Here is a 24452-nt window from a genome sequence, read left to right as displayed (position 1 = left end):
ATTTGCATTTTCTTTCCCTTTGCGTCCTGCCCTGGAACAACGGTATCATAGTGTTGTTAATTTTGAAACACCGTTTCATTTTCAATAGGACGTATTGACCTGAGGATCAAGCTGGGAGGTTATGAGACTCCTGCAGGTCAGGTCTCGAAAACGAGCGGACGTGGAAAAGAATGCTGAAGGGAGTACGAAACAGGCCGAAGCTCGAAGGCGTCGCGTCGGCCGAAAGGGTGCTAGCCGTGCTCACGGCCTTTCGGCGCGGAGACGATGCGCTGGAGCTGACGGAGCTTGCCCGCCGCACGTCGCTCGTGAAGAGCACGATCATGCGCCTTTGCATCTCTCTGGAAAAATTCGAATTGATCGAGCGACTGGACGACGGACGCTACCGCCTTGGCGTCGAGTGCGCCCGGATCGGCTCCGTCTACCAGCAATCCTTCGCGATGGAGGAACGCATTGTGCCGGTGCTGGAGCGTCTCGCCGCAGAGTCGCTTGAAACTGCGTCATTCTACATTCAACGTGGCAATCAACGGCTCTGCCTGTTCCGGGCGGATTCGCCGTATCAGCTCAGGATGAATGTCCGTCCGGGTGACATGCGTCCAATGGACGGTTCATCCATTGCCCAGGTCCTCACGGTGTTTAGCGGCAAAGCCAGGCAGAAATCGGCGGACGTCCGCCTTCCGATCTATAGCTGCGGTGTAACCGACCCGCACGTTGCGTCGCTTGCGATGCCCGTCTTTGGCGCCGAAGGAAGGCTTGTCGGTGCTCTCGCTTTGTCCGGTCCATCTTCCCGTCTTACCGCCGAACACGCCGGCGGCCTGGGGCCGCGCCTCCGGGAAGCGGCCGAACGGCTCTCGTCTCAGTTGGGTGCCCAACTGTAAAGCCACTGCGCGTACCCGCAGCAAGACGGCAAACCCGATTCGTCGACAACCCAGCTTTCGAAGAAAAGGGCTGGGTTTGAGAATCGAAGCCAACGTCTGCTTCTGGCCCCTTCAGCCAGAAGACGTCCGCTTTCTAGCCGCTGCTTGGCGGGAAGCGGATATTAGGCAGCCAGCCGCTTAATGAGTACTCAGCCAGCTCGTCGCGCTTTCAGGCGCAACGCTGCTCAAGTGCGAGCAGCAACGCCTTGGAGCTGTTCCGAACCGATATAGTTTGCGGCTGCAAATCAATCAGCGTCGCTTGCCTAGTCTTGGTCGCTCGTCTCGTGCCTCATCATCTGGCAGGACTAGATCGACATGACTAACGCCCAGCGTACTGGCGAGTTCGAATAGAGTAACGACTGTTGGATTGCGACGGCCACGCTCGAGGTCACTGATATACTGTTGGGTGAATCCGGACACTTCGGCGAATTTCTCCTGCGTGAAGCGCTTCTGCTTCCGCAGTCTTGCGAAATTCCGGCCGACCAACCTGCGCATGTCCATCGGCGCAAATTGGAGCTTTACATACTATGAGGTTTATCTCCTATAGTATGTATTTCGACCTGTCTGCTGGCCGGCTAGTCCGCAATGGGGCTAAAATGAGACGTGCGGACGATCTCGGCCAACCAGGGAAATTAGAATCATTCGCTGCTTGTTGGGATTCTTATGACAAAACCGCAACTAGATCCTGACGTCGCGGATGTCGCGCCGAACGAGCCGACGCTGACGGCCTATGACGAACAGCATGTCGTCACGTACATTCGCCTTCTGCAGGCGGAGGGTGAGGGGGCAGACTGGCGCGAAGTCGCTCGAGTGGTCTTGCATATGGACCCAGAGCTAGAGCCGGATCGTGCGCGGCGTGCATATCAGAGTCATCTTGTGCGTGCTAAATGGGTAACTGAGCAGGGCCGCCTATTACGCGGCACCGGCTCGAAATAGAAAAAATCACCGACTGGCGACTTGCAGGCAGAAGTATTTTCTTTTGCTGATCGGTGGTCATTTCGGTGCACCACGTGGTGCCAAACTAGGGACTTCCCTACAACCGCCTCGTTCATACCTATTGCGCCGCAATTCTTGTTAGCAGCGTGCGATGGGGCGGAAGAAATGCCTGAATACGACTGGCGGTCGCCGGAATCCTACAAGAGCCTACAAGACGCCGAGATCACCGACATCGCCTGGGAATGTCTTCGCCGCAACGCCGACTATCGGCGTGAGTACGAGGTGATGATTGCCAACAGTCCGGACGGCGAAGTGACTGACGAATTCAGGAGGAGGTGGGGCCTCTGCTTTCGCCCATGACCCGCAGAGGTCCTTCGGCGAGCAGACGATCTTTTGGGCCCCTGAGGTTCTAGCGACAGTCGTGCCGGTCAAGGCTGCGTCGACTGCCGACCTCGTGTCGGCGTCTCAGCCACTGCTTGACCTTACAGCTGGCCAGGTGCGCCGCGCCGTCGACGGCTGGCATGCCGTGCTGCGCATCGGTGCGGTGGACCACCGCATTTGGTCCAAAGAGCCGCCGGTGCTCGGCGTGCCATACGCAGCCGAACTGCCGCTTGATGGCGATTTCGACGCGCGTGCGTATGCAGCCCGCCGGCTGTGGCGCGTGATGAATGGACGCGCGCCGGGTCCTTCCTTTCATCAACTATCTAAACAGCGGCGCGAACGTCTGAGCGCCGCGATCCGCGCGCTCGATGCGCATAGTGCTGGCGGTAGTTATCGCGTTATCGCCGAAGCGCTGTTCGGTAAAAAGCACATCCCCGATCGCGCCTGGAAGACGCATGATCTACGCAATCGAACAATCCGCCTGGTGCAAGGCGGCCTCGCGTTGATGCGCGGCGGTTACCGCAAACTCCTGCGGCCCGGGCGCAAGGACGAGTAGCGCAGTTCCCAGGGGTAGCGAAAATCGTACCTCCAACATTCAGCATCCCCCTCCGAGATCCTGCTCCTCCATGATGACCGCACACACGCCGGCCTAGCCAGGCGTAGTGCGATGTCTTCCTGGAGTCCTCAAATGCCCGATCCGATGGCCGGTCTACCGCCGCGCTTCCTGCGTACGCCTGAGGCGGCGCGCTATCTTGGCTTGTCCGGTCGCACACTCGAAAAGCACCGCACGTACGGCACCGGACCCACCTATCGGAAGATTGGCGGACGTGTTGTCTACGCCGTCGATGACCTGAAAGCGTGGGCCGACCGCGGTGCTAAGACGTCGACGTCCGACCCCGGCAAAGGAACGGTGCTGCCGGCCAAGAAGCAACAGGTGCTCCGCCCCTATGCGGGCCAGGAACGTCGCTGATTGCCGCGTGAGAGCAGTGACCATGCGGCGCAAACACCATTCCGAACGCGATCAGCTTGAGCTCTTTAGGGCGCTGCCTGGAGATCTCGCGCCTCGCCATGCGCAGGATCTGATGGCGTATCCGTTCTTCTCCCTCGCAAAGACCAAGCGGATCGTTCCGATCGATTTCCGTGCTGGCGCAATCGCAATTCGGGTCGAAGCCGTGCCGGAACACGGCATGGCGACCATTTGGGATGCCGACGTTCTGATCTGGGCCGCGTCCCAGATCGTCGAAGCCCGTGACGCCGGCTTGAAGACGTCGCGCCTGATGGCTGCAACGCCCTACGAGATTCTGACGTTTGTTGGCCGCGGCACCAGCGCGCGCGACTATGACCGGCTGAAGGCTGGTCTCGACAGACTTCAGTCGACGACCGTGATGACATCGATCCGACAGCCGACAGAACGACGGCGGCATCGCTTCTCCTGGATCAACGAGTGGAAAGAGACCGCCGATGCAAATGGTCGTCCGTTCGGGCTCGAGTTAATTCTGCCGGATTGGTTCTATGCCGGCGTCATCGACGACGCGCTCGTGCTGACGATCGATCGCGCCTATTTCGAGCTGACGGGCGGTCTTGAGCGCTGGCTTTATCGTCTTGTGCGCAAGCACGGCGGTCGGCAGGACGGGGGCTGGAGCTTCGATCTTGTGCACCTCCATGCCAAGTCCGGCATCATCTCGCCGCTCAAGCATTTTGCGTACGACGTACGCCAGATTGTCCAGCGCCAGACATTGCCCGGCTACCAGCTCGTGCTCACGCGCGATCCAAACGGCACCGAGCGACTGAACTTCGCACCCACGCCTGTTGATCCCTTAACGGCTCGCCTGCGCCGGCGCGGTCTCATTCCAAATTCGGAGGACAATCTGTGAATCAGCTCGTGCTATCGGGGACCCGATCCTCGTGCTATCGGGGACCAGAAACGGGCTTAAAGGCTTGTTTCTCCGAGCTTTCCAGCCGCCCTAACTTTACTAACCAGAAATCCTTCGGATTTCTTCTAACGGAGCAGGCCGAAAGCCGCGTTGGTGGAGGTCGGCAACGGCCGTCCGATAGGCCAGCCTGCCTTTGCAGGCCATACACACTCTCCACCGAGCCCCAAGCTCACGGCTGCCCGCTCCAGCGTCATGGAGCCGCCGCATGAGCGATCTCACGGAAGTGGAAGTGTTGTGGCTCGAGAACCGCATCGAAAACCGCATTCGGTTCGGTCGTATTGTCAAGGAACGGAAGCTTGATCGCCATCGGCGTGTCCTGTCATTCGCGCCAGGCAGCATCTTTGCCTTCGTCCGTTGGACCTCCAACGACTTTGGCACGATCATTTCGCGGATCGACATCTTGCGCGCGGTCGCGCCGGGACAGCGCTGCTCGACTGTCCCTTATGTGAAGCCCGGCGGAGAGATTTTGCTGCGGCTCTCCGGTTGGCCGAAGGTCGAACGGGTGCTGCAGATGGTCGACGCCGTTGAGGCCCTCGACATCGATCCGGCTGACGTTGCGCCCGATCATTGGCATCACGTTCATAACCGTCTGTGCGTCAACGAAAACCCGCGCCCCTACACAAAAGCTCGCCATCAGGCGTGGCTTCATCGCCAAAAGGTGATGCGATGATGGGCCGCCTGATGCTGGCCGTGACGATTGGGGGCGCTGCTGCGCTCATCGCGACGATCGTCCTGGAGCCGCTTCCGCTTTACATCTGGAACGCATCCACGAGCGTGCCGATCGGTCTCTACCGCCTCCGACCGGCGGACCAATTCCAAGTCACTGAACTGGTCGCGGTGCAGCCGCCGGAGCCGCTCGCGACCTTCCTCGACCTTAACGGCTATTTGCCCATTGGCGTCCCCATGCTGAAGCGCGTGCTTGCCCTTCCGGGACAGATTGTTTGCAGAACCGGCCTTACGATTTCGGTCGACGACGTCGCGGTGGGCGAGGCGAAGGACCGCGACGGACGCGGCCGGCCGCTACCGAAATGGCAGGGCTGCCGCGTCGTCGGCGACGGCGAGCTGTTTCTGATGAACTGGCAGTCGGACGACTCCCTTGATGGCCGGTATTTTGGATTTATTCCGGCATGTAGCGTGATTGGCCGCGCGATGCCGGTGTGGACGTGGGAGGAGTGATCGTGCGTATTCGACGTGTTCTCATCGCCATTCCCTTGTTCGATCGATCGCGGGATCATTCCTCCGTCTCGATCGATGTCGGCAAGGCTGGCGCGAGCCCGACCGCGTGTTTGGGTCGGTTGGGCACGCGCGTTTGTGCTGTCGTGCCCCTGATGCTTCTTCTGACCGCGTTCGACAGTGCTGCTTTGGCCCAAAGCGGATCAGCCGCCCAGCCGGCGATCAGTCAGACCGCTCACTCATTTGCCGGCTTTATCAATGAAGCCTCGCAACGCTTTGCGATTGCGCCGAACTGGATCCGATCAGTCCAAAGCATCGAGAGTGCTGGTGACGTGCACGCCAGATCGCCAAAAGGCGCAATGGGCCTGATGCAAATCATGCCGGCGACTTGGGCGGAACTTCGCGAGCGCTACAATCTCGGGAACGATCCCTACGACCCGCACGACAACATTCTGGCCGGCACGGCTTACTTGCGCGAACTGCTCGATCGGTATGGCTCGCCTGGCGTGTTTGCCGCGTACAACGCGGGGCCATCTCGCTATGAAGAGCATCTCGCAGGCGGCGCTCTGCCAGACGAGACGCGAGCATACGTCGCAAAGCTTGCAAACCTGCTTGCCATCGAGCTGCCGCCGAGGTGGACGTCAAGAGGACAGTCATCAGCAGCTGCGACGCTATTTGTCACGCGATCCGATCTCATGCAAACGCGCGATCGGTTGCTGGCGCTCATGCCGTCGAGCGGTGTCACCTCCGCAATTTCGGCGCCCGATGTTTCGCCCATGGTCCCCCGGCCTATTGGCATGTTCGTCCCTCGATCGGATTCGGGAGCATCGCAATGACCAGGTGTGCGGGTTCGCAAGCTGATGGCGTATGGGCGATGCCTTCGGCCCGCGCTCTACTCGTCGCTTCGCTCCTCACCGAGCCACCCTTCGGGTGTCTCGGCCCTTCGGGTAACGATCGCTATCGCAAGCGCTCGGAAGCAGTAGGGGCTTCGCGAGTTGGCTGCCAAGTCGCGGCGGCTCTTTCGGGAACCGGCGACCGGGAGACCACGACGGCAGGACGGCGAGATAAAAGGGGCTCGCCGGTCGAACCGCAAGCCATTGGCATGGCTTGGGTTCTGGCGTGCCGGTCGGTCGGGGGCGCGTGCCGCGCCTTGCATTTTGACAAATGCAATCAAAGGCGTTTTCGGCACCGTGTGTACGTTTGATCGTTGGGAGGCCCTGCTGTGAGCGTCGGCGACAGCGACCTGCGTATTCGGCCAGGGCGCATCCGCGGGACCCGGGCTCCGAAAGCGAAGAGCTTCATCAACCAGGTGCTACGTGCCGCGAAGAAAGCCGGTCACACCTCGGGGCAGACCGTAGCCGGCAGGCGTTCGGCGGCCTATGGGCGCTCAACATTTGGCCGTGGCCGGCTGTCGTTTAGCCGCGCCAGATTGTTCAGCCCGACGCGGCGCGTTGTGGTGAAGGCGCGCGTGGTCCGTCATAAAGGGCGTGCCTTCCGTTCAGCACCACTGACCGCCCACCTCTCATATCTGAAGCGCGACGGCGTGACCCGGAGCGGTGAGCGGGCCGAGATGTTCGATGCCCGCAGCGACCGCGCCGATGGCGCGGCTTTCGCAGAACGCTGCGAGGACGATCGCCATCATTTTCGGTTCATCGTCTCACCAGAGGATGCCGGGGACATGACCGACCTCAGGGCTTTCACCCGCGATCTCGCCAGGCAGATGGAGACCGATCTCGGCACGCAACTCGATTGGGTAGCCGTCGATCACTGGAACACGGACAACCCTCACGTCCATCTTCTCGTTCGGGGAGTAGATAGGGAAGGGGCGGATCTCGTGATCTCCCGCGACTACATCAGCCAGGGCCTGCGCTCACGCGCCGAGGAACTGGTCGCTATCGAACTGGGTCCAAAACCGGAGCACGAGATCCGCAATTCGCTGGAGAGGGAAGTCACCGCGGAGCGATGGACACGGCTCGATCGGGAGATCCGGCTGGCGGCAGATGAGACCGGCACTATCGATCTTCGCCCACCGAATCACGGCAAGTCCGATCCCGAGATCCGGCGCCTGATGGTCGGTCGCCTTCAACATCTGGAGAAGATAGGCCTTGCGGCCTCCGCCGCGCCGGGGGAGTGGATGGTCGGGCTCGAGGCCGAGCGGAGCTTGCGCGACCTCGGCATGCGCGGCGACATCATCAAGACCATGCACCGCACCTTTACCGAGCGTGGTGAAGCGCGCGGCATTGCCGAGTTCGTCATCGAAGGTGGACAGCCAACGTCCCAGATCATCGGACGACTGGTCGACCGCGGATTGCATGACGAACTGACTGGCGAGGCCTACGCCCTGATCGACGGAACGGATGGGCGCGCACATCACGTGCGCTTCCGAGGGCTGGAGGCTTTCGACCACGCACCGCCGATCGGCGGGATCGTCGAAGTCCGACGCTTCGGTCAAGCCGGCGATCCGCGCCCCACAGTGGTGCTCGCAACCCGTTCTGACCTCGATCTCGGTGAGCAGGTCAATGCAAAAGGAGCCACCTGGCTCGACCATAGACTCGTCGAACGCGATCCCATGCCGCTCGCCATGGGCGGCTTCGGCCGCGAGACGCGCGACGCCATGGAAGCCCGTAGCGAGCATCTGATCCAGGAGGGGCTGGCACGGCGGCAGGGCCAACGCATCATCCTGCATCGCGACCTCCTGAACACGTTGCGCCGACGTGAACTGAACGAGGTGTCCGCAAAGGTCTCGGCCGAGACGGGTCTGCCTCGTGTGGACGCCGCCTCCGGGGAGCATGTGGCGGGCACGTATCGCCAGCGGCTGACGCTAGCCTCGGGACGCTTCGTCATGATCGATAATGGGCTTGGCTTCCAGCTCGTGCCCTGGTCGCGCGACCTCGAAAAGAGGCTCGGCCAACACGTCACCGGCGTGGTGAAGGACGGCGGTGGCATCGAATGGGGCTTTGGTCGGAAGCGCGACCTCGGCCTCTAGCAATCCCTCCAATTCAGTTGCGGAAAGGCGTTCGGGATGTCCGGAACCAAAATCCTCTGGGGTCAGGTGATCGTTGTCGGCCTGATCGTTTTGCTGGCCATCTGGGGAGCAACCGAGTGGACGGCTTGGCGGCTCGCCTATCAACCGGAGCTTGGGCGGCCTTGGTTCGAACTGGCGGGGTTCAAGATCTATTACTCGCCGATCTTCTTCTGGTGGTGGTTCATCTACGACGCCTACGCACCTCACGTCTTTGTCGAGGGGGCTTTCATCGCAGCGTCGGGGACCTTCGTTTCGATCGCGGCGGCGATCGGCATGTCGGTCTGGCGGGCCCGCGAGGCCAAGAATGTCGAGACCTATGGCTCGGCGCGCTGGGCTGGTCTGGAGGAGGTTCGAGCGGCCGGACTTCTCGGTCCTGATGGTGTGGTGCTGGGCAAGCTCGAGCGCGACTACCTTCGCCATGACGGGCCGGAGCACGTATTGTGTTTTGCACCGACCCGGTCCGGCAAGGGTGTGGGGCTCGTCGTTCCTTCGTTGCTGGCTTGGCCTGGCTCGGCCATCGTCCACGACATCAAGGGTGAGAACTGGCAACTGACCGCGGGCTTCCGCTCGCGGCATGGCCGCGTTCTGTTGTTCGACCCCACCAACCCGAAATCGTCAGCCTACAATCCGCTCCTCGAAGTCCGGCGCGGGGAGTGGGAAGTTCGCGATGTCCAGAACGTCGCCGATGTCCTTGTCGACCCCGAGGGCTCGCTCGACAAGCGGAACCATTGGGAGAAGACCAGTCATTCGCTCCTGGTCGGTGCCATCCTCCACGTCCTCTATGCCGAGGCCGACAAGACCTTGGCCGGCGTCGCAGCTTTCCTCTCCGATCCAAAGCGGCCGATCGAGGCGACGCTGAAGGCGATGATGACTACCGCGCATCTTGGCGAGCATGGCGCCCATCCCGTGGTAGCCTCGACCGCGCGCGAACTCCTCAACAAATCGGAGAATGAACGTTCTGGCGTTCTGTCCACTGCGATGTCGTTCCTCGGGCTCTACCGCGATCCCGTAGTAGCCCAGGTGACCCGCCGTTGCGACTGGCGGATCGCCGATCTGATCGCAGATAGCCGCCCTACGACGCTTTACCTGGTGGTGCCGCCTTCCGATATCTCGCGGACCAAGCCATTGATCCGTCTAGTGCTGAATCAGATCGGCCGGCGCCTGACCGAGGACTTGCACGCCCGCGACCGCCGGCATCGAGTCCTGATGATGCTCGACGAGTTCCCAGCACTTGGGCGGCTTGATTTCTTCGAGTCCGCGCTCGCCTTCATGGCGGGGTACGGCATCAAGAGTTTCTTGATCGCGCAATCGCTCAATCAGATCGAGAAGGCTTACGGCCCCAACAACGCCATCCTCGACAACTGCCATGTCCGCGTCAGCTTCGCGACCAATGACGAGCGGACCGCCAAGCGGGTCTCCGATGCGCTCGGCACGGCGACGGAGATGAGGGCCATGAAGAACTACGCCGGGCACAGGCTGAACCCCTGGCTGGGGCACCTGATGGTCTCGCGCCAGGAGACGGCAAGGCCGCTGCTGACGCCGGGTGAGGTCATGCAGCTTCCGCCGGTGGACGAGATCGTCATGGTGGCGGGGACGGCGCCGATCCGGGCGAAAAAGGTCCGCTACTACGAGGATCGGCGGTTCACCGAGCGGGTTCTGCCGCCGCCCGATCCGGCGAGCGCCGGCCGATCATCGCGAACGGACGGATGGTCAGCGCTCGGACCGTTGAAGCCGACGGCAGGTCCAACTAACAAAGCTGCGGAGGCCGAGGAAGACACGGCGAACAGCGGGCTCCGCCGCGAGCCCGAACTCCCCGATCACGTCGCGATCGCCAAGGAGACAACCGAACCGACACCGGCAGAGGAATTTGCCGCCGTTCTTGACGACGACGAGGATGCAGTCCGTCAGTCCCGGCTCATACGCCAACAGATGCGTGGGGTCGCCCGTCAAGTCACCATGAATGGTGGCATGGAACTCTGAGGCAATTATGCGCGACCGGATGAACGTCTACTTCCCGCCAGAACTGCGGAAGCAAATCTCGGAGCTCGCCGATCGCAAGAAGCTTTCCCGCTCTGCCATCGTGGAAGCGGCCGTCGCTTCATTTCTGTCACCGGACGGCGCGGACAGGCGGGAGGCGGCGTTTACCCGTCGCCTGGATCGGCTTTCCCGTCAAATGCAGAGGCTGGAGCGTGACGTTGGTTTGACGGCTGAAAGCTTGGCGCTCTTCATTCGCTTCTGGCTGACGATCACACCTCCGCTACCCAACGACGCGCAGGCGGCCGCGCAGGCAAAAGGCCGGGAGCGGTTCGAAGGATTTGTCGAGGCGCTTGCCGTCCATCATGCCCTGGTCCGTTGTCGCAATTGTCGGAACGGCAACCGTGGTCAGCTTCGCGGTGATCGTGGATTACTTTCCGCCGGAGCTTGCTAGTCGTGCCAACGGCGCTTTGAACGTCTTGCACTTTGGTTGGGCATTTCTGGCACAGTACGCGACAGGCCTGATCCTGGAGCAGTGGTCTGCGAATGATGGCCATAGGACAGTCCACGCCTATCAGGTCGCATTCGGCGTCAACGTAGCGCTGCAGATCGCGGCCTTGGTCTGGTTCTCGCTGCCTTGGGGCCGATACCTAGCTTCACGGATGAGGCTAATTCCGCGTTTGCCCGCTAATGTCTTCAATGTTGTCGAGTCGGTAAGCTCATATGAGAATTCGGTGATCCTCATACCCGCGGATGATGATGCCGAGTGGTGAGCGGTAACTCGTAGCGAACCGATATGATTGAGTAGGCCTCAAAGATCAGTTCTTAGTCTTTCTTTTTCTACGCTAATCTACGATCGCGCGAAAGCGCTTGTTGCGCCAAGTCCATTGGTGCCTTTTCTAATTGTCCCCATCTGAGGGCGCTCTTGGGCGTCCTCATTCGGCGGGGGCGAACGATGGCAATCCATTCCGTTCAATCGGAAGCGAATTCTCGCGGTGCGCGAATGCTGCGCAGCGCGCTTGGCGCGGCGATTGCTACCTACCTCGAGGATGAAGCGATCATCGAGGTCATGCTCAACCCAGATGGGCGGTTGTGGATCGACCGGTTGTCGAATGGTCTGATCGACACTGGCGAAACTCTGTCCGCGGCCGATGGCGAGCGCATTGTCCGCCTGGTCGCGCATCACGTAGGCGCCGAGGTGCATGCCGGCGCGCCACGGGTTTCGGCAGAACTACCTGGGACAGGCGAACGCTTCGAAGGTCTCCTGCCTCCGGTCGTTGCAGCACCGGCCTTTGCCATCCGCAAGCCCGCTGTGGCCGTGTTTACGCTCGACGACTACGTCGCCAGGGCGATCATGACCTCGGAGCAGGCCGAGATCCTGAAGGACGCGGTCGCCGCACGGAAGAATATTCTGGTCGCCGGTGGGACATCGACCGGCAAGACAACCTTGACGAATGCGCTCCTGGCCGAAGTGGCAAAGACTGCCGATCGGGTCGTGCTGATCGAAGATACGCGCGAACTCCAGTGCAAAGCGCCTAATCTCGTCGCGCTGCGGACAAAAGATGGCGTGGCAACGTTGTCGGATCTTGTCCGCTCCTCGCTGCGACTGCGTCCGGATCGCATCCCAGTCGGTGAGGTTCGCGGTGCCGAAGCGCTGGATCTGCTCAAGGCATGGGGCACCGGCCATCCCGGCGGGATCGGCACAATTCACGCGGGCACCGCGCTGGGTGCCCTGCGGAGGCTCGAGCAACTCATCCAGGAAGCCGTCATCACGGTTCCGCGTGCCCTGATTGCCGAGACCATCAACGTTATCGTCGTGCTGGCGGGGCGCGGCGCCGACCGTCGCCTCGCCGAACTCGCCCTGGTCTCGGGGCTTGGCGCCGCCGGCGACTACAGCCTTTCAACAGCAGGAGACTGACATGCGTCGGCAATTTCGCTTTCTTCGAGGTGCATCTTTGGCCGTGTTCGACATGGTTGTTTTGGGAGCGGCGCCGGCATGGGCGGCTGGCTCGAACATGCCGTGGGAACAGCCACTCAATCAGATCCTGCAGTCGGTGGAGGGGCCGGTCGCGAAGATCATCGCCGTCATCATCATCTGGTGACCGGGCTCACGCTCGCGTTCGGGGACTCGTCAGGTGGTTTCCGCAGGCTGATCCAGATCGTGTTCGGTCTGTCGATTGCGTTTGCCGCCTCGAGCTTCTTCCTGTCGTTCTTTTCCTTCGGCGGCGGCGTGGTGATCTGATGGATGATCGGGTGGCAGGCTTTGTCGTGCCCGTTCACCGCGCACTCACCGAGCCAATCCTGATGGGCGGCGCGCCGCGGTCGGTCGCGATCGTCAACGGCACCCTTGCGGCAGCCCTTGGACTCGGATTGCGGCTCTGGATCGCGGGTCTTGTCCTCTGGTTCATCGGCCACATGGCCGCCGTCTGGGCCGCCAAGCGCGATCCTGCCTTCGTCGATGTGGTGCGCCGACATCTGCGCATTCCCGGTCACCTCAACACCTGAGCCTCGGTCATGATGAATCTTGCCGAATATCGCCATTCCAGCGCGCGCCTCGCCGACTTCCTGCCCTGGGCAGCGCTCGTCGACGAGGGAATCATCCTGAACAAGGACGGCTCGTTCCAGCGGACAGCAAAGTTCCGAGGACCGGACCTCGATAGCGCAGTTCCGGCTGAACTCGTCGCCGTCGCGGGCCGCTTGAATAACGCCTTGCGTCGCCTGGGATCAGGCTGGGCCGTATTCGTTGAGGCGCAGCGCCATTTTGCCGGAGCCTATCCTGCGAGCACCTTTCCGGATGTCGCGTCTGCGCTGGTTGACGCGGAACGCAGGGCTCAATTCGAGGAGGCGGGCGCCCACTATGAGTCCAGCTACTTCCTGACCTTCCTCTATCTGCCTCCGGAGGAAGGGGCCGCCAGGGCAGAGCAACTGCTTTACGAAGGTCGCGACCGCACCGTCGGAGCCGACGCGCGCGAGGTCCTCCGTGGGTTTATCGACCAGACAAGCCGTGTGCTTCAACTCGTCGAAGGGTTCATGCCCGAATGTGCCTGGCTCGATGATCAGGACACGCTGACCTACCTGCACTCGACGATCTCGACCAAACGTCACCGCGTTCGGGTGCCCGAAATACCGATGTACATCGACGCGCTCTTGGCCGACCAGCCGCTGACCGGCGGGCTTGAGCCGATGCTGGGCTCGGCCAATGTGCGAGCTCTGACGATCGTGGGCTTTCCGGGGGCGACGACTCCGGGGATCCTGGACGACCTGAATCGCCTGGCATTCTCGTATCGGTGGTCGACCCGAGCGATCATGCTCGACAAGACCGATGCCACCAAGCTGCTGACCAAAATCCGCCGTCAGTGGTTCGCCAAGAGAAAATCCATCGGTGCCATCCTCAAGGAGGTCATGACCAACGAGGCATCGACGCTGCTCGATACCGACGCCCACAACAAGGCGATCGATGCCGACGCCGCCCTGCAGGAACTGGGTTCAGACCAGATCGGGCAAGCCTTTGTCACGGCGACCATTACCGTCTGGGACCGCGATCCCAATGCTGCCGATGAAAAGCTGAGGCTGGTCGAGAAGGTCATTCAGGGCCGGGATTTCACCTGCATGATCGAGACGGTGAACGCCGTCGAGGCCTGGCTCGGCAGTCTGCCGGGGCACGTCTACGCCAATGTGCGGCAGCCGCCGATCTCAACTCTCAACCTCACCCATATGATTCCGATGTCGGCCGTTTGGGCCGGCGAGGCGAGGGATCTGCACTTCAAGGGGCCGCCGCTTCTGTTTGGCAAGACCGAGGGATCGACGCCGTTCCGATTCTCGCTCCATGTCGGTGACGTCGGCCACACCCTTGTGGTGGGACCGACAGGCGCTGGCAAGTCAGTGCTGCTCGCGCTGGTGGCGCTACAGTTCAGGCGTTATCCGAACTCTCAGGTCTTTGCGTTTGACTTCGGTGGTTCGATCCGGGCGGCCGCCCTTGCCATGGGCGGTGACTGGCATGATCTCGGTGGCGCATTGTCCGACGGCGGTGAACAACCCGTCGCCCTGCAACCGCTGGCCTGGATCGATGATCCTTCCGAACGCGGATGGGCCACGGAATGGATCTGCGCAATCCTTGCTCGGGAAAAGGTCGAGATCACCCCGGAGGTCAAGGATCATCTGTGGTCGGCGCTGACATCTCTCGCTTCGGCGCCGAGGGAGGAACGGACCCTCACGGGCCTGTCCGTCCTGCTTCAATTGAACTCCCTGAAGCGCGCCCTGCAACCATACTGCCTGGGCGGACCTTCCGGGCGCTTACTCGATGCTGAATTCGAACGTCTCGGCGAGGCCTCGGTCCAGGCGTTTGAGACCGAAGGCTTGATCGGAACCAGTGCTGCGCCGGCCGTGCTGGCGTATCTCTTCCATCGTATTGGCGATCGTCTCGACGGCCGGCCGACACTCCTGATTGTGGACGAGGGTTGGCTTGCCCTCGATGACGAGGATTTTGCGGGGCAACTCAGGGAATGGCTGAAGACGCTTCGGAAGAAGAACGCTTCCGTCATCTTCGCCACCCAGTCGCTCTCGGACATCGATGGCTCCGCGATAGCGCCAGCGATCATCGAAAGTTGCCCAACGCGCCTGTTGCTGCCGAACGAACGGGCGATCGAACCACAGATCACTGCCATCTACCGCCGCTTCGGACTCAACGATCGGCAAATCGAACTTCTGAGCCGGGCGACGCCAAAGCGCGACTACTATTGCCAGTCGCGTCGGGGCAACCGGATGTTCGAACTTGGGCTTGGTGAGGTCGCACTCGCCTTTACCGCAGCCTCTTCCAAGACAGACCAGGCAGCCATCACGCAACTCATCGCCGAACATGGACCTGACGGCTTCGTGCCTGCCTGGCTCCAGCACCGTGGCGTCGCCTGGGCGACGGATCTGATCCCCAATCTCGCCAATCTGGAGAAATCGCTATGAGACCTCTTGGCCTATTGGCGACCACGGCCGCCTTCGCGCTGTTGCTTGGCGCCACGGTGCCCGCACGGGCGCTGATCGTCTTCGATCCCACCAACTACGTTCAGAACGTCCTGACTGCCGCGCGGGAGCTCCAGCAGATCAACAATCAGATCACCTCGCTGCAGAACGAGGCACAGATGCTGATCAATCAGGCGAAGAACCTGGCAAGTCTGCCGTATTCGTCGCTGCAGCAACTGCAATCGTCGATCCAGCGGACCCAGCAATTACTAGCCCAAGCCCAGCGCATCGCCTACGATGTCCAGCAGATCGACCGCGCCTTCTCGACCAGCTACGCGCCAGCTAGCGGCAACCAGTCGAACCAGTTGCTGATCTCCAACGCTCAGGCACGTTGGCAGAATTCCTATGCCGCAACGCAAGACGCGCTTCGCGTCCAGGCGGGCATCGTTGGTAACCTCGACACAAATCGTATCCAGACGTCCGCGCTCGTAACGTCTAGCCAAATTGCGAGCGGCGCTCTGCAGGCGACGCAGGCTGGCAATCAGATTCTTGCGCTGAACGCGCAGCAGCTCGCCGATCTCACCGCTGTCGTGACTGCACAAGGCAGGGCGCAGAGCCTTGAAGCGGCTCAGCGCGCCTCGGCCCAGGATCAGGGACGAGAACAGCTTCGGCGCTTCCTGTCACCGGGGCAGGGCTATCAATCCTCCAACGTGCAGATGTTCCACTGATGGCCGACATAAGGGCATTCAAGGCGTTGTCGCTGCTTACGACAATCGGCGTTTTGGTCGTTACTGCTTGCACGATTCAGCTTCGCGGTGGTGACGAGTCGCCCGCGCTGCCGAAGGCGGAGCAGACGACAGGTGCAGCCAGCTCTGACCTCGCACGCTGCCGCAGCGTCACTGCGGAGGAAACGGCAGATTATCGGCTTTGCCAGCAGATCTGGGCCGAAAACCGGCGCCGCTTCCTTGGTAGGAAAACCGGTGCCGCGGTTCCTGGGGAAGAAGATCCCACCGCGGGGTTGGTGCCCGTCCCAGAGGATCAGAGCCGAATCCCGCAAGGATATCGACCATCGGCGACACCCGAGGCTAGCAAGCCATGACTGGCACGGGGATCATTGACCACTTCCTGGAAACCTTCACGCGATATATCGACAACGGTTTTGGGCTGCTCGGCAGCGATGTCGGATATCTCGCAACGACCCTAGCTGCGATCGACATTACGCTCGCCGCGTTGTTCTGGAGTTGGGGGCCAGACGAAGACATTATTGCGCGCCTCATCAAGAAGACGCTCTTTGTAGGTGTTTTTGCCTATCTCATCGGAAATTGGAACAGTCTGGCACGCATCGTCTTCGAGAGCTTTGCTGGTCTTGGGCTGAAAGCATCAGGCGCCAGTCTCTCCGCGTCGGACTTCCTGCGGCCGGGAAAGATCGCGCAAGTCGGCCTCGACGCCGGCCGACCCCTGCTCGATTCGATCTCCAACCTGATGGGCTACATCAGCTTCTTCGAGAATTTCGTCCAGATCGTCGTTCTCCTGTTCGCCTGGGTTGTGGTGCTGCTCGCCTTCTTCATTCTGGCGATCCAGCTCTTTGTTACCCTGATCGAGTTCAAGCTCACCACGCTGGCCGGCTTTGTGCTCATTCCCTTTGGCTTGTTTGGCAAGACCGCCTTCGCGGCCGAGCGGGTCTTGGGCAACGTCATCTCTTCGGGGATCAAGGTCCTGGTCCTGGCCGTCATCGTCGGCATTGGCTCGACCCTGTTCTCGCAATTCACCGCTGGCTTTGGTGGCAATCAGCCGACCATTGAAGACGCGATGACGCTGGTGCTGGCGGCGCTCTCCCTACTGGGGCTCGGCATCTTTGGTCCGGGTATCGCAAACGGCCTTGTGTCAGGCGGACCGCAACTCGGCGGCGGCGCCGCAATCGGAACAGGCATTGCTGCCGGCGGCGTTGTTGCGGCGGGCGCAGGTCTTGCCGCCGGCGGTGCCGGTCTCGCTGGCGGCGCGATTGCGGGCGCCGCGCGTAGTGGCGGAGCTGCGATGAGCGGAGCGTCAGCGGCCTACCGCAGCGGCGGCCTTGCCGGCGTCGCGGAGGCCGGCGCTTCCGCTGCCATGAACCCGTTGCGTCGGGCAGCGGCCGCGCTCGGTGGAGGTGGGCAAACCAGCGCGCAGGCCGCCAGCACATCGGCCGACGGGCAGCCCGATTGGGCGCGGCGCATGAAGCGTGCCGAGACTATTCGGCACGGGGCGTCGGCAGCCGGACACGCGGTCCGCTCAGGCGATCACGGTGGAAGCGGTTCTTCCGTCGATTTGTCTGAAGGAGAGCGCTGACTCGCAGCATTGCACCTTTCCAATCACTGCGCGGGCGTCTCGAACGCGGACACCGCTCGACTCGAAACCGATTACTTGATCCCAGGGGCAACCATCGATGTTCAAACGACCTTCCGTTCACTACGGGCGCATGCCCGAGCCGATCACGCCGTACCAAAAGGCAGCGCAGGTTTGGGACGACCGCATTGGATCTGCCCGCGTGCAGGCCAGGAACTGGCGCCTGATGGCGTTCGGCTGCTTGATGCTATCGGCCGGTCTCGCAGCTAGCTTGGTTTGGCAATCGAGCCAAGGCTCGATCACGCCGTGGGTGGTTGAAGTGGACCATCTCGGCCAGGCCCAAAGGGTTGCGCCGGCGAACATCGACTATCAACCCACTGATGCGCAGATCGCCTATCATCTGGCGCGCTTTATCGAGGATGTCAGAGGCCTGCCGGCCGACGGTATCGTTCTGCGCCAGAATTGGCTCCGGGCCTATGATTTTACGACGGATCGTGGCGCGGCTGCGCTGAACGACTATGCGCGCACCAATGACCCCTTTGCCAAGTTGGGCAAGGCCCAGGTCTCCGTCGAGGTCTCGAGCATCATTCGCGCGTCGTCGGAGAGCTTTCGCGTCGCGTGGACCCAGCGCGTCTACGACAACGGCTCGTTGAGTTCGACCGAGCGCTGGACTGCAATTCTCTCGATCGTGATCGAGACGCCGCGCGATGCCGAGCGCCTGCGCAAGAATCCCCTTGGCGTCTATGTCCGCGCCATCAACTGGTCAAAGGAATTGAGTCAGTGAACAAGACGCCATCTGAGGTTCGTTCAAAGCCTTCCATCCTGCACAGCAGGCTCAAGTTGGCTTGTCGCGAGTTGATACCCGCGAGGCGAGCGGTTCTGCTTGCTCTTCTGGTCGGTTCGTCGGCGCTTGGCGGGTGCGCGACCTACATTCCGCCGGAGATCAGCTATGACGCGGAAGTTCCACCACTGCCGGTGGCTCCCGCAACTCTGGACGACGGGACGCGGCCGCTTCACGTTCCACCCCTCTGGAAGCCGGCTCTCGGCGGCAAGCTGGGAGGGAAGGAAGACGCTGAACCCGTGAGCCGGGTTGAGACCGCAAACAGCGCAGCCCGGGTCGAACCGCGCATGCGGGGGTATTTCAATGCGGCGCAAATCTACGCCTTCAGTCCAGGAGCGCTCTATCAGATTTACGCCGCACCGGGCCAGATCACGGATATTGCGCTCGAGGAGGGGGAGCAGTTGACGGGATCGGGGCCGATCGCGGCCGGAGATACCGTGCGGTGGGTCGTGGGCGATACCGAGAGCGGGAGCGGCGACACACGACGCGTCCATATCCTGGTCAAGCCGACCCGAGCTTCGATCGAGACCAACCTGGTGGTCAATACTGACCGGCGCACGTACCTGATTGAGCTCCGCTCCCGCGAGCGGCCATACATGCCATCGGTTGCCTGGTACTATCCTGAGACGGTACGCGAACGGTCGCGTTCAGCTGCTGTGAAACCCGTTCTTCCGAAGCCGGCGCAGCGTATCTTCCGCTATGCCATCGAAGGGGACAGTCCTCCCTGGCGGCCGATCGCCGCCTATGACGATGGCCGCAAGGTCTATGTCGAATTCCCGCAAGGCATCGTGCAGGGCGAGATGCCTCCGCTCTTCGTCATCGGTCCAGACGGCAAGACTGAACTCGTCAACTATCGCGCTTACGGCAACGTATTGATCGTCGATCGGCTGTTTGCTGCCGCCGAACTGCGGCTTGGCGGCGAGCACCAGCAGAAGGTCCGTATTGTCCGGACCGACGGGAGGCCGTCGTCATGAACACCCGGAATGGAAACGATCAGGAGCAAGCGGCTCCGCCTGAGAGACAAGAAGATCAGTCCAGGAACTTCCGCTTGAGAGCGGAGCACCCGCGCGTGACACGGGTGTCACGGAAAGTACTGGCGGGAGGGAGCGCGGTCGCCCTGCTTGTCATCGGCGGAGCCTTGCTGTGGTCGCTGCAGAAGAACCGCCCTCGAGACCAGATGGCCGATGAGCTTTACAGTACCGACCATCACAATGTCGCCGACGGCATTACGGCGCTGCCGAAGGACTACGCTGGCATTCCACGCCAATCAATCCCGCAACTGGGTCCGCCGCTTCCAGGAGACCTCGGTCGGCCGATCCTTGCGGCCCAAGGCCAGTCGCCGACGATCGGCGCTGATCCGGAACAGCAGCGCCGGGATCAAGAGACCGAGGCAGCCCGCATTAGCCATCTGTTTGCTTCGACCAATGGGAGAGAAGTGCGTGAGCCCACGGCTGCAGGTGTAGCGGGCGATCGCATCGCATCGCCAAGCCCGACGAGCACCAATGACGATCGATTTGCGCAGAACGGTCAGGACCGCAAGCTTGCCTTTGTGAACGCCTCCGTGGACCGTCGCACAGTCAGCCCCGATCGCGTCACCAAGCCAGCTTCACCATATATCGTGCAGGCTGGGACGGTTATTCCGGGCGCCCTGATCACCGGAATCCGATCGGACCTCCCAGGCCAAATTACGGCGCAGGTAACGGAGAATGTCTATGACACACCGACCGGCCGCTTCCTGCTTGTGCCTCAGGGCGCGCGTCTGATCGGGATCTACGATAGTCAGGTCGACTTCGGCCAGTCACGTGTTCTGCTCGTCTGGACCCGGCTGATCATGCCGAATGGACGCTCCATCGTTCTCGAGCGGCAGCCGGGCGCTGACACTGCTGGTTATGCGGGCCTTGAAGACCAGGTCGACAATCACTGGGCCGAGCTGTTCAAGGCCGCTGCGCTATCGACGTTCTTGGCTGTCGGGACAGAACTAGGTGCAGGTTCCGACACGAATAGCAACGACAGCGCCATCATCCAGGCATTGCGACACGGCGTCTCGGATTCGCTGAACCAGACCGGACAGCAGGTGGTTCGGCGCAGTCTCAACATCCAGCCGACGCTGACCGTGCGACCTGGTTTTCCGGTTCGCGTTGTCGTCAATCGTGACCTAATACTTGCGCCGTACGGGGGATAGAAGATGCCCAAGCTTAGAATAGGAGCACTGCCAGACGACAAGCCGGTCAAGGTCACCACCGAGTTGCCAGCATCAGTGCACAGGGATCTCGTCGCCTATGCAGAGGCCCTGGCACGCGAAAACGGACAACGTATCGATCCGGCAAAGCTGATTGCGCCCATGTTGGCCCGCTTTATGGCCACGGACCGCGGATTTGCAAAGGCGAGACGAACTGGTCACCCCTCGAGAGCTGGCGGAAGCGAGGGATAGCGCTCTGCCAACAGATTGAGGAAACGCTTTAGAGCCGGATTTTCATTGTCGTCGCGCCAATGCGCAAAGAAGTCTACCCGGCTAGGTCCTGTCCCGTCGTGCAATTCCCGGTACACAAGCCCAGCGAAACTTGCGCCGATATCTGATTCCATCACCAGACTGAGCCCCATGCCCATACTCGTCAGATTTTTGATAATGCCGCGGCTTACGTCGTGGCGCTCTACTGCGGGCCGGTCGTCAGGTGAGGCGAGCTTCGAAATCAGGAGATCCTCGAGCTCTCGTCCAGGATCAATCTTGCTTAGAAGTATCTTTTCGTTACGCAAATCTGCCCAATAGATGGTCTCGCGCGCCGCTAGGCAGTGATCCTGAGGCAACGAGATCAAGATGCGCTCGCTCCACAGCAGTAGTGATTTGACGTCCATTGAAGCCAGACGTCCAGGGCTAACGACGACGTCGACGGTCCCGTTACGCAGCGCGGTCATCAGATGAAAGCGAGAGCGTTCCATCGTTGCCAATTCGATCTGCGGGAGCCGCTTCTTAAATTCACCTATCGTCGCTCGCAAATTGCCGGTAGACACGGACGTGTAGAAGCCAATAACGAGATGGCCAGTATCGCCGCGACCACCAGACCTCCCGGTTTCAACCAGTATGTCGACCTGTTCCAGGATTAGCCGCGCAATTCGCAAAACCGCTTGGCCAGCGATAGTGGGCTTGATTCCTCCGCTAGAGCGCTCGAATAGTGAAGTCCCAACCAGATATTCAAGCTGACCGATGGATCGGCTCAGGACAGTGTGCTTGATCGAAAGAACATCAGCGGCTCGTCGAAAGCTCCCGTAGTCGCTGGCAGCCACAGCGAATCGAAGCTGTTGTAGGTCAATCGCGCACGCTGTGTTCCGCCGATCGCGTCGGATCCCGGTTTCTGTCATTTTCGAAGCTCGGTAACAAACCACAAGACAGGAAGTCCCCGATCCAGGCGAGGACCTCTATCTCGTTCACTGGCAGGGATCGGCGGCAGCAAAGATTACTGGCGTCCAGAGAGTCGGTGTCGAAAGACCTCCGGCCTTACGGAGATTTCGGAGAACTTCGCTCGAAATCGCAAGGTAACCCGCCAAGGCCACTGTGTTGCCGACTGTGGCCGGATTGCCAATGCGTCGCAGCGGCCAACCGACCCGTCGAAGGATTCGCTCCATTCGGAGATCTGTGACAGTAACGATATCAGTGAGTTTTCGCGAGAGCCCGAACTCGACCATTCCGGCAAACAGCTCGTATGTGGCGCGAGTTATGCCGTGATTTCCTTTGGGGGCGTCGGCTGCAATGTCGATAGCGAACCTGCTGCTTTCCCATACTAGCGAAGTTGACGGCGCGGGTTGACCTTCAAGAAGCGCGGGAAAGGTGTCGCGAAGCATGGTCGGGCCAAGCGTGGGGAGCAGGCGCACGGAACCTTGCACTTGGCCGTTTTCATCTACCTGGATTAGATAGTCAGGATGCAGCGCGTCGAATTCGTCGATCTCCATGTCGCCGCTGGTCTCGACTTCCCACGCCATGCGCAGTTTGAAGACACGATGCCGCAACCGATGCATCTCAACGAGGGTATCGGAAAGCTCTCCGTACGAAGGTGGTGTGATCAACTGGATCATAATCCCTCCAGAATTGTTGGATAGCCTTCGTTGAAGCGCGATTATCAGCTCAAATCATCACCTGTAGTTGTAGGGGGAGGGCACCCTAATTTTGCTTTTTTCTATTTGCAGCCGCCAGGTGTGTTACCGCCTGCGCGATGGTGCGAACGCCGAGCTTTTCCTTCGCATTCTCTAAGTAATACGCAACTGTGTTGCGCGAGATACCGAGAATGCGGCCGATTTCCCAAGAGCTCTTTCCTCGAGCCGCCCACTCCAAACATTCTACTTCGCGGCGCGATAGCCGAATTCCGTCGAGACCACGTTCGTTTCCGAGCTTGCGACGAACGTGAGCATGAAAATACATCGCCATGAGTTGAAGAACACGCGTGTACGAATCAATGCATTTCTCGAATTTTGGCCGGCTCTCGTCAGTAGCGAAAGTCAATGCGGATATCGGCCCATGCCCATCGTGTATCGGGACGGTGAATCCAAACCGGATTCCGAATTGCGCGGCTTCGTCGAATAGTCGCCGCTGCTCTTTTGAACTGGTTTGTGATCGAAAATCGATTCCCCATCGAAAGGGCTCAGGGCTCTGAAGGGCCTTTCGAATGACGGGATCTATGACTTGATATTTCTTGTCTAGATAGTGGGTCGTCCATCGCGTTGGATATGTCGAGATGAGTCGGGGCTTCCTGTTTTCTTCGCTCTGGAGAGCGAGATAGGCGAAACAGGATAGGTCCAAAGCCGATGCTGTTTTTGCCAGCGCGTTGGAGAAGCCTTCGGCATCTTCGGCGCCGACTATTGCATCAATGAATTCTTGGAAGACCCGATGCATATGCTTTCCCCTAGACCGATACGCGCAGAAGCCTTGTAGGCGACTCACCGCAACATCGTCGCAGTGCTGCGCTCGAGGACGCCTTGCCCGTCGGACCCAGGGAAAGCCTGCTAACATCAAGCACTACACGCCTGGGCGGCTAGGGCCGAAGGAAATTAGGCAAAACCTGGCTCGCGCGGGACGCGCCAATCAAAGTTCGATCTCTCATGTGCAGCCATGGCTAATACGTGGGATTCTGCGGGCCGCGAGTACCGTCTGATTGATGGGGTTTGCACCGGCAGGCCCGGTGTAGATCAGAGGTCGCCGCGACCGAGCAGCGCGTGCAGCGCGGCCTGCCGCATAGTGGAGAAGATCGACTCCTCGTCGAGGCCCTTCCTAAGCGTCGCAGCCGTGTTGAGCATGGAGAACACGGCCTGGGTCAGCAGTCGTGCCTCGGGTTCGGACAGGTCGGGCCGCAGTGGGATTATCACGGAAATCCACTCTTCCGCGTACAACGCCATCTCGCGCCGGATCCGTCTGTGGTCGTGTTCAGGAAGAGCGTGCTCGTTCTTGGTGAAGATCAGCGTGCTTGGTGGACCTTTAAGGATCAACCGGATGTGCGACTCGACCATCGCTATCATGGCGGCCTTTGGGTCCTTCGTCGTCTCCGCGATCCGTTTCGCAACCTCGTGCACGATCTGCGTCGGTTCCTCCAGAACCGCGATCAGGACTGCCTGCTTGTTCTGGAAGTGGCGATACAATCCAGGACCAGTGATGCCGGCGCGCGCAGCGATCATTTCAACTGTGACCGCGTCGTATGAGTGCTGCAGGAAGAGTTCAGCAGCGACCGCGATCAACTGTTCGCGCCGCCCGCTGCTGTATGCCCGCTTGATCGGTAATGGCTGAATATTCATGGAGGCGCACCGTACCACGTGGCGGCCGCGAAGCACTGTGTCATCCCGCGCGCCAGCGTCGTCTGTGCCGGGCTCAATGAACGGATCATGTGAACATCTCATTTCATCCTGATGTAAACATATATTCACTTTTCTGAACCCCGCCAGATCGCTAGGCGAGGGGGCTGAAGATTTTCCATCGCACGCTTATCAGGAAATATACGGGATGTGAGCAAGTTTGCAAA

28 protein-coding genes and 1 pseudogene are annotated in these 24452 nt (G+C 60.8%); 24 read left to right on the top strand and 5 right to left on the bottom strand.

All coding sequences use genetic code 11. The features are described from left to right. The first annotated feature begins 170 nt into the window (after positions 1–170). Positions 171–875: an IclR family transcriptional regulator gene (locus ACVISU_RS17260; RefSeq protein WP_456707711.1), complete on the top strand. Its 705-nt coding sequence runs from the start codon at positions 171–173 to the stop codon at positions 873–875. Positions 876–1163: 288 nt separating this feature from the next. Here the strand turns inward: ACVISU_RS17260 and ACVISU_RS17255 are convergent, their stop codons facing one another. Continuing rightward, positions 1164–1409: a helix-turn-helix domain-containing protein gene (locus ACVISU_RS17255; RefSeq protein WP_456707710.1), complete on the bottom strand. Its 246-nt coding sequence runs from the start codon at positions 1407–1409 to the stop codon at positions 1164–1166. A 168-nt stretch (positions 1410–1577) separates the two neighbouring features. On the opposite strand from ACVISU_RS17255, the gene ACVISU_RS17250 reads away from it, so the two are divergent. The 23 genes and pseudogenes from ACVISU_RS17250 to ACVISU_RS17140 all read left to right on the top strand — a co-directional run bounded on the left by ACVISU_RS17250 (position 1578) and on the right by ACVISU_RS17140 (position 20884). After that, positions 1578–1850, top strand: a complete 273-nt coding sequence (locus tag ACVISU_RS17250; RefSeq protein WP_456707709.1) for a DUF2285 domain-containing protein — start codon at positions 1578–1580, stop codon at positions 1848–1850. Between the two features lie 165 nt (positions 1851–2015). Further along, positions 2016–2210 (top strand): transcriptional regulator domain-containing protein, encoded by a 195-nt coding sequence (locus ACVISU_RS17245; protein WP_456707708.1) that lies wholly within the window; start codon positions 2016–2018, stop codon positions 2208–2210. Between the two features lie 61 nt (positions 2211–2271). Continuing rightward, positions 2272–2787: a DUF2285 domain-containing protein gene (locus ACVISU_RS17240; protein ID WP_456707707.1), complete on the top strand. Its 516-nt coding sequence runs from the start codon at positions 2272–2274 to the stop codon at positions 2785–2787. Positions 2788–2919: 132 nt separating this feature from the next. Beyond that, positions 2920–3201, top strand: a complete 282-nt coding sequence (locus ACVISU_RS17235) for a helix-turn-helix transcriptional regulator (protein ID WP_456707706.1) — start codon at positions 2920–2922, stop codon at positions 3199–3201. A gap of 22 nt (positions 3202–3223) precedes the next feature. Next, positions 3224–4105: a replication initiator protein A gene (locus ACVISU_RS17230; RefSeq protein WP_456710841.1), complete on the top strand. Its 882-nt coding sequence runs from the start codon at positions 3224–3226 to the stop codon at positions 4103–4105. A 265-nt stretch (positions 4106–4370) separates the two neighbouring features. Further along, a complete protein-coding gene (locus ACVISU_RS17225; RefSeq protein WP_456707705.1) occupies positions 4371–4835 on the top strand; it encodes a DUF2840 domain-containing protein in 465 nt (154 codons plus the stop codon). Next, positions 4832–5341 carry a S26 family signal peptidase gene (locus tag ACVISU_RS17220; protein WP_456707704.1) on the top strand — a complete coding sequence of 170 codons (510 nt, stop codon included), beginning with the start codon at positions 4832–4834 and terminating at the stop codon, positions 5339–5341. Before ACVISU_RS17225 ends, ACVISU_RS17220 begins: the two co-directional genes overlap by 4 nt. Positions 5342–5343: 2 nt before the next feature. Continuing rightward, positions 5344–6174 (top strand): lytic transglycosylase domain-containing protein, encoded by an 831-nt coding sequence (locus tag ACVISU_RS17215; protein ID WP_456710840.1) that lies wholly within the window; start codon positions 5344–5346, stop codon positions 6172–6174. A 386-nt stretch (positions 6175–6560) separates the two neighbouring features. Continuing rightward, on the top strand, positions 6561–8324 hold the full coding sequence (locus ACVISU_RS17210; RefSeq protein WP_456707703.1) for a relaxase/mobilization nuclease domain-containing protein: 1764 nt from the start codon (positions 6561–6563) through the stop codon (positions 8322–8324). Between the two features lie 36 nt (positions 8325–8360). Continuing rightward, entirely contained in the window at positions 8361–10343 is a 1983-nt protein-coding gene (locus ACVISU_RS17205; RefSeq protein ID WP_456707702.1) for a conjugal transfer protein TraG, read from the top strand. Positions 10344–10350: 7 nt separating this feature from the next. After that, positions 10351–10791, top strand: a complete 441-nt coding sequence (locus ACVISU_RS17200) for a ribbon-helix-helix domain-containing protein (RefSeq protein ID WP_456707701.1) — start codon at positions 10351–10353, stop codon at positions 10789–10791. Beyond that, positions 10742–11110, top strand: a complete 369-nt coding sequence (locus ACVISU_RS17195; RefSeq protein WP_456711005.1) for a hypothetical protein — start codon at positions 10742–10744, stop codon at positions 11108–11110. The genes ACVISU_RS17200 and ACVISU_RS17195 overlap by 50 nt, the downstream gene beginning before the upstream one ends. Positions 11111–11292: 182 nt before the next feature. After that, entirely contained in the window at positions 11293–12255 is a 963-nt protein-coding gene (trbB, locus tag ACVISU_RS17190) for a P-type conjugative transfer ATPase TrbB (RefSeq protein ID WP_456707700.1), read from the top strand. Positions 12256–12307: 52 nt separating this feature from the next. Then, positions 12308–12579 (top strand): annotated as a pseudogene (locus ACVISU_RS17185) (TrbC/VirB2 family protein). Further along, positions 12579–12842, top strand: coding sequence for a VirB3 family type IV secretion system protein (locus ACVISU_RS17180; protein ID WP_456707699.1), 264 nt, complete (start codon positions 12579–12581; stop codon positions 12840–12842). The pseudogene ACVISU_RS17185 and the gene ACVISU_RS17180 overlap by 1 nt, the downstream one beginning before the upstream one ends. A 9-nt stretch (positions 12843–12851) precedes the next feature. Next, positions 12852–15293: a conjugal transfer protein TrbE gene (gene trbE, locus ACVISU_RS17175; protein WP_456707698.1), complete on the top strand. Its 2442-nt coding sequence runs from the start codon at positions 12852–12854 to the stop codon at positions 15291–15293. Continuing rightward, positions 15290–16018: a P-type conjugative transfer protein TrbJ gene (gene trbJ / locus ACVISU_RS17170; protein ID WP_271525162.1), complete on the top strand. Its 729-nt coding sequence runs from the start codon at positions 15290–15292 to the stop codon at positions 16016–16018. The genes trbE and trbJ overlap by 4 nt, the downstream gene beginning before the upstream one ends. Next, positions 16018–16389: a putative entry exclusion protein TrbK-alt gene (trbK-alt, locus tag ACVISU_RS17165; protein WP_456707697.1), complete on the top strand. Its 372-nt coding sequence runs from the start codon at positions 16018–16020 to the stop codon at positions 16387–16389. The genes trbJ and trbK-alt overlap by 1 nt, the downstream gene beginning before the upstream one ends. After that, on the top strand, positions 16386–17615 hold the full coding sequence (gene trbL, locus ACVISU_RS17160) for a P-type conjugative transfer protein TrbL (RefSeq protein ID WP_456707696.1): 1230 nt from the start codon (positions 16386–16388) through the stop codon (positions 17613–17615). Before trbK-alt ends, trbL begins: the two co-directional genes overlap by 4 nt. Before the next feature lie 97 nt (positions 17616–17712). Beyond that, complete coding sequence (gene trbF / locus ACVISU_RS17155; protein WP_456707695.1) at positions 17713–18396, top strand: conjugal transfer protein TrbF; 684 nt, start codon at positions 17713–17715, stop codon at positions 18394–18396. After that, on the top strand, positions 18393–19427 hold the full coding sequence (gene trbG / locus ACVISU_RS17150; protein ID WP_456707694.1) for a P-type conjugative transfer protein TrbG: 1035 nt from the start codon (positions 18393–18395) through the stop codon (positions 19425–19427). The genes trbF and trbG overlap by 4 nt, the downstream gene beginning before the upstream one ends. Next, positions 19424–20635 (top strand): TrbI/VirB10 family protein, encoded by a 1212-nt coding sequence (locus ACVISU_RS17145; protein ID WP_456707693.1) that lies wholly within the window; start codon positions 19424–19426, stop codon positions 20633–20635. The genes trbG and ACVISU_RS17145 overlap by 4 nt, the downstream gene beginning before the upstream one ends. A gap of 3 nt (positions 20636–20638) precedes the next feature. Further along, positions 20639–20884 carry a DUF2274 domain-containing protein gene (locus tag ACVISU_RS17140; protein WP_456707692.1) on the top strand — a complete coding sequence of 82 codons (246 nt, stop codon included), beginning with the start codon at positions 20639–20641 and terminating at the stop codon, positions 20882–20884. Here ACVISU_RS17140 and ACVISU_RS17135 read toward each other — a convergent pair. From ACVISU_RS17135 to ACVISU_RS17120, 4 genes are all read right to left on the bottom strand, one after another. Continuing rightward, the gene (locus tag ACVISU_RS17135) at positions 20851–21810 is read right to left on the bottom strand and encodes a LysR family transcriptional regulator (protein WP_456707691.1); all 960 of its coding nucleotides are present in this window, start codon (positions 21808–21810) and stop codon (positions 20851–20853) included. The two genes, ACVISU_RS17140 and ACVISU_RS17135, sit on opposite strands and share 34 nt — an antisense overlap. A gap of 66 nt (positions 21811–21876) precedes the next feature. After that, positions 21877–22521 carry an acyl-homoserine-lactone synthase gene (locus tag ACVISU_RS17130; RefSeq protein WP_456707690.1) on the bottom strand — a complete coding sequence of 215 codons (645 nt, stop codon included), beginning with the start codon at positions 22519–22521 and terminating at the stop codon, positions 21877–21879. An 85-nt stretch (positions 22522–22606) separates the two neighbouring features. Next, on the bottom strand, positions 22607–23335 hold the full coding sequence (locus tag ACVISU_RS17125; RefSeq protein WP_456707689.1) for a LuxR family transcriptional regulator: 729 nt from the start codon (positions 23333–23335) through the stop codon (positions 22607–22609). A 293-nt stretch (positions 23336–23628) separates the two neighbouring features. Next, positions 23629–24228 (bottom strand): TetR/AcrR family transcriptional regulator, encoded by a 600-nt coding sequence (locus ACVISU_RS17120; protein ID WP_018272733.1) that lies wholly within the window; start codon positions 24226–24228, stop codon positions 23629–23631. Between the last annotated feature and the right edge of the window lie 224 nt (positions 24229–24452).

It is taken from the genome of Bradyrhizobium sp. USDA 4452, assembly GCF_054063575.1.
Note: the sequence above shows the minus strand (reverse complement) of the source record. Positions and strands in the feature narration are given on the sequence as shown.

Coding starts and splice junctions, on each gene's coding strand:
- ACVISU_RS17235 (WP_456707706.1), top strand. CDS start 2,920: ATGCCCGATCCGATGGCCGGTCTACCGCCGCGCTTCCTGCGTACGCCT.
- ACVISU_RS17135 (WP_456707691.1), bottom strand. CDS start 21,810: ATGACAGAAACCGGGATCCGACGCGATCGGCGGAACACAGCGTGCGCG.
- ACVISU_RS17220 (WP_456707704.1), top strand. CDS start 4,832: ATGATGGGCCGCCTGATGCTGGCCGTGACGATTGGGGGCGCTGCTGCG.
- trbB (WP_456707700.1), top strand. CDS start 11,293: ATGGCAATCCATTCCGTTCAATCGGAAGCGAATTCTCGCGGTGCGCGA.
- ACVISU_RS17255 (WP_456707710.1), bottom strand. CDS start 1,409: ATGCGCAGGTTGGTCGGCCGGAATTTCGCAAGACTGCGGAAGCAGAAG.
- trbJ (WP_271525162.1), top strand. CDS start 15,290: ATGAGACCTCTTGGCCTATTGGCGACCACGGCCGCCTTCGCGCTGTTG.
- ACVISU_RS17200 (WP_456707701.1), top strand. CDS start 10,351: ATGCGCGACCGGATGAACGTCTACTTCCCGCCAGAACTGCGGAAGCAA.
- trbE (WP_456707698.1), top strand. CDS start 12,852: ATGATGAATCTTGCCGAATATCGCCATTCCAGCGCGCGCCTCGCCGAC.
- ACVISU_RS17130 (WP_456707690.1), bottom strand. CDS start 22,521: ATGATCCAGTTGATCACACCACCTTCGTACGGAGAGCTTTCCGATACC.
- trbK-alt (WP_456707697.1), top strand. CDS start 16,018: ATGGCCGACATAAGGGCATTCAAGGCGTTGTCGCTGCTTACGACAATC.
- ACVISU_RS17230 (WP_456710841.1), top strand. CDS start 3,224: ATGCGGCGCAAACACCATTCCGAACGCGATCAGCTTGAGCTCTTTAGG.
- ACVISU_RS17180 (WP_456707699.1), top strand. CDS start 12,579: ATGGATGATCGGGTGGCAGGCTTTGTCGTGCCCGTTCACCGCGCACTC.
- ACVISU_RS17145 (WP_456707693.1), top strand. CDS start 19,424: ATGAACACCCGGAATGGAAACGATCAGGAGCAAGCGGCTCCGCCTGAG.
- trbL (WP_456707696.1), top strand. CDS start 16,386: ATGACTGGCACGGGGATCATTGACCACTTCCTGGAAACCTTCACGCGA.
- ACVISU_RS17120 (WP_018272733.1), bottom strand. CDS start 24,228: ATGAATATTCAGCCATTACCGATCAAGCGGGCATACAGCAGCGGGCGG.
- ACVISU_RS17245 (WP_456707708.1), top strand. CDS start 2,016: ATGCCTGAATACGACTGGCGGTCGCCGGAATCCTACAAGAGCCTACAA.
- ACVISU_RS17250 (WP_456707709.1), top strand. CDS start 1,578: ATGACAAAACCGCAACTAGATCCTGACGTCGCGGATGTCGCGCCGAAC.
- ACVISU_RS17260 (WP_456707711.1), top strand. CDS start 171: ATGCTGAAGGGAGTACGAAACAGGCCGAAGCTCGAAGGCGTCGCGTCG.
- ACVISU_RS17225 (WP_456707705.1), top strand. CDS start 4,371: ATGAGCGATCTCACGGAAGTGGAAGTGTTGTGGCTCGAGAACCGCATC.
- trbF (WP_456707695.1), top strand. CDS start 17,713: ATGTTCAAACGACCTTCCGTTCACTACGGGCGCATGCCCGAGCCGATC.
- ACVISU_RS17125 (WP_456707689.1), bottom strand. CDS start 23,335: ATGCATCGGGTCTTCCAAGAATTCATTGATGCAATAGTCGGCGCCGAA.
- ACVISU_RS17205 (WP_456707702.1), top strand. CDS start 8,361: ATGTCCGGAACCAAAATCCTCTGGGGTCAGGTGATCGTTGTCGGCCTG.
- ACVISU_RS17140 (WP_456707692.1), top strand. CDS start 20,639: ATGCCCAAGCTTAGAATAGGAGCACTGCCAGACGACAAGCCGGTCAAG.